Below are 5,553 nucleotides of genomic sequence, written 5' to 3'. Positions count from 1 at the left end.
GGCGGGCCGGCTCCGGCCCGCCCGCGACGCCGCAGGCGGGCGGGGGAAGGGGGCCGCCCCGGGCCCGTGTCCCGGCTGCCCGGTGCGCCGCCCGCGTGCTGCCGGTATGTGCGGTGTGTCGGTGGGGCCGGTGGGTTTGCGGTGGGCCGGCGGCGGGTTGCCGGTGCCTGGCGGGCGTGACGGTTGCGGGAACGGATCGCACGGCACGCCCTGTCCCGGCCGGTCCGCCGCTGCGGGCCTTGGTGTCAGGTCCTGTTTCTCCCGGTCGGGTTCGGGATCACGCGAAGGCCGTTGCGTCGTCCGGGAGATCCGTGCGCGGGTGACACGCCGGTGGCCCGGGGCCGGGGGTGGCCGTGGCTGCGGCGAACGTCCCACCCGGCGGTCGGGGCGAAGGTCTTGTCGCGGGCTCGTGTCACGGTGAGGTCCGACTTGGTGCCGTCGGACAGGAGCCGGTCACCCGGTGCGAGGAACAGCGGGCCGGCCGGCTCGCGGAGACAGCCGTCGTCCTCTCCGGGGTCGTCGACCGGCACGAGCCGCGGGACCGCGGTGACCGCGTCGGTAGCCGGGCGCATGCCCGGGATCGTTGCACGGAGGTGACGGCCGTCGCGTGATTTCGTCGGGTCAGGTGGAGTTCTGGCTCACGTCCTGTGGCGCTGACACGCCGCGTTGTCGGGGACGGCCGGCCGTGGAAGGACCTTTCGCTATGCCGTCAGAGGCACGGTTCCCCAGGGGTCGAGGCCCGTACCGCGCCAGCGGCGCCCGTCCCGGCTGTGGACGAACCGCGAGCCCTCGTAGCGCAGATCGCTGATCCAGAAGTCGGGGATCCCGCGCCGCACGTACCGGTGCAGGAGTTCGGCCATCCCGCAGTCGAAGCGCATCCAGCACTGCGGTGGTGCCCAGTGGCGACGGAGGACGACCGTCGTCCATCGGTTGGGATCGGGGTCACAGGCGTACCAGCACAACAGATCGGCGTCCACCGTGCCGCCCCACGCGATCAGCAGGTCGGGCTCGTCGAAGTCCTCCTCCTCGGCCGTGCAGCGAGCCGTATCGGTCTCCTCCTTCACCGGGAACGGTGGGTTGGGGTAGACCTCGGAGACAGGAGGGTTCACGTAGAGGAAGTTGTCGAACGTCCCCTCGCCGTAGACCTGCATGAAGGCCCGGTAGTCGTCGGGGAAGCCGTGGCCGTACTCGGCGGTCATGTGCGGCCAGTCGACGGTGTTCCCGCCGCCGGCCGGTGGGGTGACAAGAGGCCGAAGCCCGCGAAGCATCCGAAGCGCAGAGGACATGTCCTCGGACTCGCCGCCCACGTCGATCTCCTGATCTCCTGATCTCTTGTGCCGAACTGCCGTGACACGGCGCGCGAATGCGGCCGTGGCCGAGCCGGGGACGCGGGTGCCGTCATCAGCCGGGCGGTGCGGCTCCGGCTGCTTCACCCCGGTGACAACACACCGCGACCGGTTTCGCGGCGGCGGACCCGTGGTCCAACGACGCGCTGACGGCGCCGCCGCGGCCGGGCCCGCCGGAGCGGAGCGGGGCGCGGAAGCGGAGGCGGATGCGGGATGCCGCCGGGCCCGCACCCCCCACCACGCGGCGGGGGTGCGGGCCCGGCAGGAGCGCGGGGTCAGCTCAGGGAGGCGAGGGCGGCCTCGTAGTTCGGCTCCTCGGCGATCTCGGCGACGAGCTCGGTGTGCAGGACGGTGTCGTTCTCGTCCAGGACGACCACGGCGCGGGCGGTCAGGCCGGCCAGCGGGCCGCTGTCGATCGACACGCCGTACGCGTCGTGGAACTCGCGTCCGCGCAGGGTGGAGAGGGTCTTGACGTTCTCCAGGCCCTCCGCGCCGCAGAACCGCGCCTGCGCGAACGGCAGGTCCGCCGAGATGCACAGCACCACGGTGTTCTCCAGCGCGCCCGCCCGGGCGTTGAAGGTGCGCACCGACGCCGCGCAGGTCGGGGTGTCGACGCTCGGGAAGATGTTGAGGACCTTGCGCCGTCCGGCGAAGTCCTTCAGCGAGGTGTCCGCGAGGCCCTCGCCGACCAGCGTGAACGCCGGGGCCTGGCTGCCCGCCGCCGGCAGCGCGCCGCCGACCTCGACCGGGTTGCCCTTCAGCGTGACCTGAGCCATCAAAAGCCTCCTACCAGCGGTATACGGGTGACAACGCCGCCGATCCTACTGCCCGCCCGCCCCCGCCCCACCCGGTGACCGAGGAACGGACACCCCACCCCCGGTCCCGCCGGCCCCGAACCCCGCCCGCCGGCCCCGAACCCCGCGACCCCCGCCGGCCCGTGGAGGCCACCCGCACCCGCGCCCGCCCGGTACCCGGGAACACCGGCCCAGCGGGAACCGGGGGTGCCACCGCCTGCGCCCCGCCGCCGCTCGGCCCCGCGCACGCCAGGGGTCCGTGTCCCGGCCGCGACCGCCTCCTCCACCGCGTACCGCGTACCGCGTGCCACCGGGCGTCGGACGGCGGCAACGGTACGTGCGGCAACCGTCCCGTCGTGCGGGGGAGTTGACACCGCTCCCGCTCCGCCCGCCCTCGCCGTCCGGGTGCGGCCGGGAGCGGGGCCGGGGGCGGGCGGGCCTGTGCGATGCTGGCCGGACGGTGAACGGCCGCCCCCCCGGGGGGGGCTTGCGGGGGCGGGAGAGACGGGGCGTGAGGGTGGCGGACACGGGCGGGGCACGGGAGTTCGACGAGGTGCGGCGCGGCTACGACCGCGCCGAGGTGGACGCCTACTTCAACCTGCCGGCGGGGCTGCGCCCCGACGGTCCGGGGTTCGCCGTCGCCCGGCGCGGCTATGACCGCGACCAGGTCGACCGCGCGGTGGCCGCCGCCCGCGGGCCCGCCCCCGCCGACGCCGGCGCTCGTGTGTCCGACGCCCCCGTGTCCGCCGGTGCCGGGGCCGGCGGGCACCTGGGGCGGGGCTTCGACCTGGTGCGCCACGGTTACGAACGCGCGCAGGTGGACGCCCACTTGGCCCTGCCCGCGGGCGGGCGCCCGGTGTGTCCGCGCTTTCGCATCGCGGGGCGCGGCTACGACCCCGGGCAGGTCGAGGAGGCCCTGGCCGCCGTGCACCCCTCGCGCACCGGGGCGCCGGCGGTGCCGGTGTTCGCCACCGCCTGGCGCGGCTACGACCCGGTGCCGGTGGACGCCCACCTCGCGTCGGCCCCGCACCACCGTCCGGCGCCCGGGGCGTTCCCGCTGGTGCGGGGCGGCTACCGGCGTGCCCAGGTCGACGCCTACCTGGCCGCCACCGGCCCGCAGCCCCCCGCGGGCGGCAGGCGCTGACACGCCCCGCGGTCCGGGCAGGTCTGACAGGCGGGACACGGCTCCGCACGCGGACCGGCATCCCATGGCGGGACCTGCCCGCGCGGGACCTGTCCGCGTGGGAGCCGCGTGGCGGCCACGCGGTAGGCAGGCCCGCCGTCCGCCGTGAAGCGACGGTTGTGGAGCGAGGGTGCCGCCGTGGACGGCGGCGGCCAGGAACGCGGGTGTCACCTTCGCGCGCCGGCCTGGTGCGGTGGCGATGGCGGGCCTGCTCCTCATGGCCGTGCCGGTGACCGTGGTGTTCAGGACGGCCCCGGTCCGGCACGTCGTGGTGCCCTGCGGCCGTCCGGGACGGTTGTCCCGGCGCCTGACCGCCTGAGCGTCCGGACGCGAGGCACCGCTCCCGGCCTCGGTGCCACCGCGGCCGAGGAGGTGCCCGCCTTCCTCGGTGCCGGCAGGCGCGTGCGGACCGGGCGGCGAGGCACTGCGCCGGTCCTGCGGGACGACGGCCACGCCGGTGCCCCGCCCTGTATCGGTGTCGGTCCGCAGGGCGGCACCGGTCCCTTCCCGGGACCGTGCCGCCTGCCCGTGTCCGCCGTGGTGGCCGGGCCCTATGCTCGTCGTCGTTCGTCCCGGGGGAGAGGAGGCAAGCGGTGGGCTGGTGGGGGCGTCGGCGGCCGGACCGTCGGCTGGAGGCGGCCGAGCACCTGTACCGGCAGGTGCGCTGGGCGGACGCCGAGCGGGAGCTGCGCGCGGTCCTGGAGGCCGCCGGGGACGGGGCGCACCCGCGGGCCGGCGCCGCGCGCGTCCTGCTGGCGCAGGTGCTGCGCGTGCAGGGCCGGCTGGAGGAGGCGGAGCGCGAGGCCAGGTCCGCCGTAGCCGCCCGGCCCGCTGGGGGCGGGTCCGGGGAGCGTGACGGACGGGACGTCCTGGCCCTGGTCCTCGGTGACGCGGGCCGCCACCGGGAGGCGGCCGACCTCCTGGCCGCCACCGCCGCGGCACGCGCCCGCGTCACCTCCCCCGGTCACGGGCTCGTCCTCAAGGGCCGCAGCGACCGCCTCCAGCACCTGGCCTACCTCGGCCTGCACGGGGAAGTCGTCGCGCAGGCGCAGGCGGTGCGGAGTGCCGCCGCCGGCACCGACGACCTCCACCGGATCCTGCTGCCACTGGCCGCCGCCAACGGCCTGGCCTTCAGCCTGTGCCTCCACGGCCACCACGAACAGGCCGAACAGACGCTGCTCCCGGTGATCGAGGAGGCGCACCGGCGGGGCCTGGGCCGGTTCCTGGTGGTGCTGCACCTCGGCGCGGCCCGGGCGCTGACCGGTCAGGGCCGGGCCCGGGAGGCGCTGGCCGCCGTCGAGCGGGCGCAGGAGGCCTTCGACCGGACCCCGAGCGCCGGCGCACTGACGCACGACCTGAGCGCGATCCTCCTGGCCCGCGGCGCGGCACTGCTCGCGGCGGGCCGGCCCGCCGACGCCGAACACGAGGCCCGGCGGTGCCTGGACCAGTGCGGCAGCCGCCTGGGCCCCGCCCACCACCGCGCGCTGGAAGCCGCCACCGTGCTCGCGACCGCCCTGGCGGAACTGGACCGCGACGACGAGGCGGCCGACCTCCTGCACACCGCCCACGACGCCTGGCGCACCCACTTCGGCCACGACCACCACGGCGCCGTCCGGGCCCGCCACGTCCTGGCCGGCCTCACCGGCCGACCGCTCTGACGTCCCCGGCCCGCCCGGCGGGCCGGGCCATCCACCGTGGGGTGTACGGCACCCCGCACCCCGCACCCCGCGGCCCCCGCACCCCGGGCGGGCCCCGGGAAAACATGTGACGCGCCGTCAGGGTGCCGTGGTGTACTGCGTGCCGGGACCGTTCGCGCACAAGTCGCCCTGAGGAGTGGATCGTTCGATGAGTGCCGTATGCCCGGGCTGCGCCGGCGCCGAGCACGCCCTGCCGCTGCCCGAGGCGCTGGCGGCCGCGGCCGCCGGCGCCGTGGACCCGCCGGCGGCCGCCCACCTGGCCCCGCCGCCCGCGCCGCGCCCGCAGCCCGTGCCCGAGGGCGCGGCCGCGGCCGCTCTGGTGGTGCTCGCGGCCCTGTGGCTGCTGGTGGGGGTGCTCGCCCTGCTGCGCCCGCATCCGGATGCCGGCCGCTACGACGGCGCCTACCGGGCGGGCTACCTGCTGGGCGCCCTGGTCGGCCCCGCGCTGCTGACGGGCGCGGCCCTGGTGGCGCCCTGGCTCCAGAGGGCCTGGAGCTCGCGCTGGCCGAACTCGAAGCCGCCGGCCGAGCTGG

General features: G+C 76.9%; 4 protein-coding genes and 1 pseudogene. 3 read left to right on the top strand and 2 right to left on the bottom strand.

Features of this window, described 5'->3' with window-relative positions; translation table 11 throughout:
* Positions 1 to 701: 701 nt before the first annotated feature.
* Positions 702 to 1,433, bottom strand: coding sequence for an SMI1/KNR4 family protein (locus ABTZ03_RS40150; protein ID WP_350518176.1), 732 nt, complete (start codon positions 1,431 to 1,433; stop codon positions 702 to 704).
* Between the two features lie 188 nt (positions 1,434 to 1,621).
* Positions 1,622 to 2,122 carry a thiol peroxidase gene (gene tpx, locus ABTZ03_RS40145; RefSeq protein WP_350518175.1) on the bottom strand — a complete coding sequence of 167 codons (501 nt, stop codon included), beginning with the start codon at positions 2,120 to 2,122 and terminating at the stop codon, positions 1,622 to 1,624.
* Between the two features lie 529 nt (positions 2,123 to 2,651).
* Here tpx and ABTZ03_RS40140 point away from each other — a divergent pair.
* The 3 genes and pseudogenes from ABTZ03_RS40140 to ABTZ03_RS40130 all read left to right on the top strand — a co-directional run.
* Positions 2,652 to 3,284, top strand: coding sequence for a hypothetical protein (locus tag ABTZ03_RS40140; protein ID WP_350518174.1), 633 nt, complete (start codon positions 2,652 to 2,654; stop codon positions 3,282 to 3,284).
* Positions 3,285 to 3,916: 632 nt separating this feature from the next.
* Positions 3,917 to 4,981, top strand: a complete 1,065-nt coding sequence (locus tag ABTZ03_RS40135) for a tetratricopeptide repeat-containing protein (RefSeq protein ID WP_350518173.1) — start codon at positions 3,917 to 3,919, stop codon at positions 4,979 to 4,981.
* 187 nt (positions 4,982 to 5,168) lie between these two features.
* Positions 5,169 to 5,553: pseudogene (locus ABTZ03_RS40130) on the top strand (hypothetical protein); the annotation flags it as partial.

It is taken from the genome of Kitasatospora sp. NPDC096077 (assembly GCF_040303245.1).
Taxonomy (GTDB): domain Bacteria; phylum Actinomycetota; class Actinomycetes; order Streptomycetales; family Streptomycetaceae; genus Kitasatospora.
The sequence above is the reverse complement of the archived record's forward strand: the minus strand, read 5'-3'. Positions and strand labels throughout refer to the sequence as shown.

Coding starts and splice junctions, on each gene's coding strand:
- tpx (WP_350518175.1), bottom strand. CDS start 2,122: ATGGCTCAGGTCACGCTGAAGGGCAACCCGGTCGAGGTCGGCGGCGCG.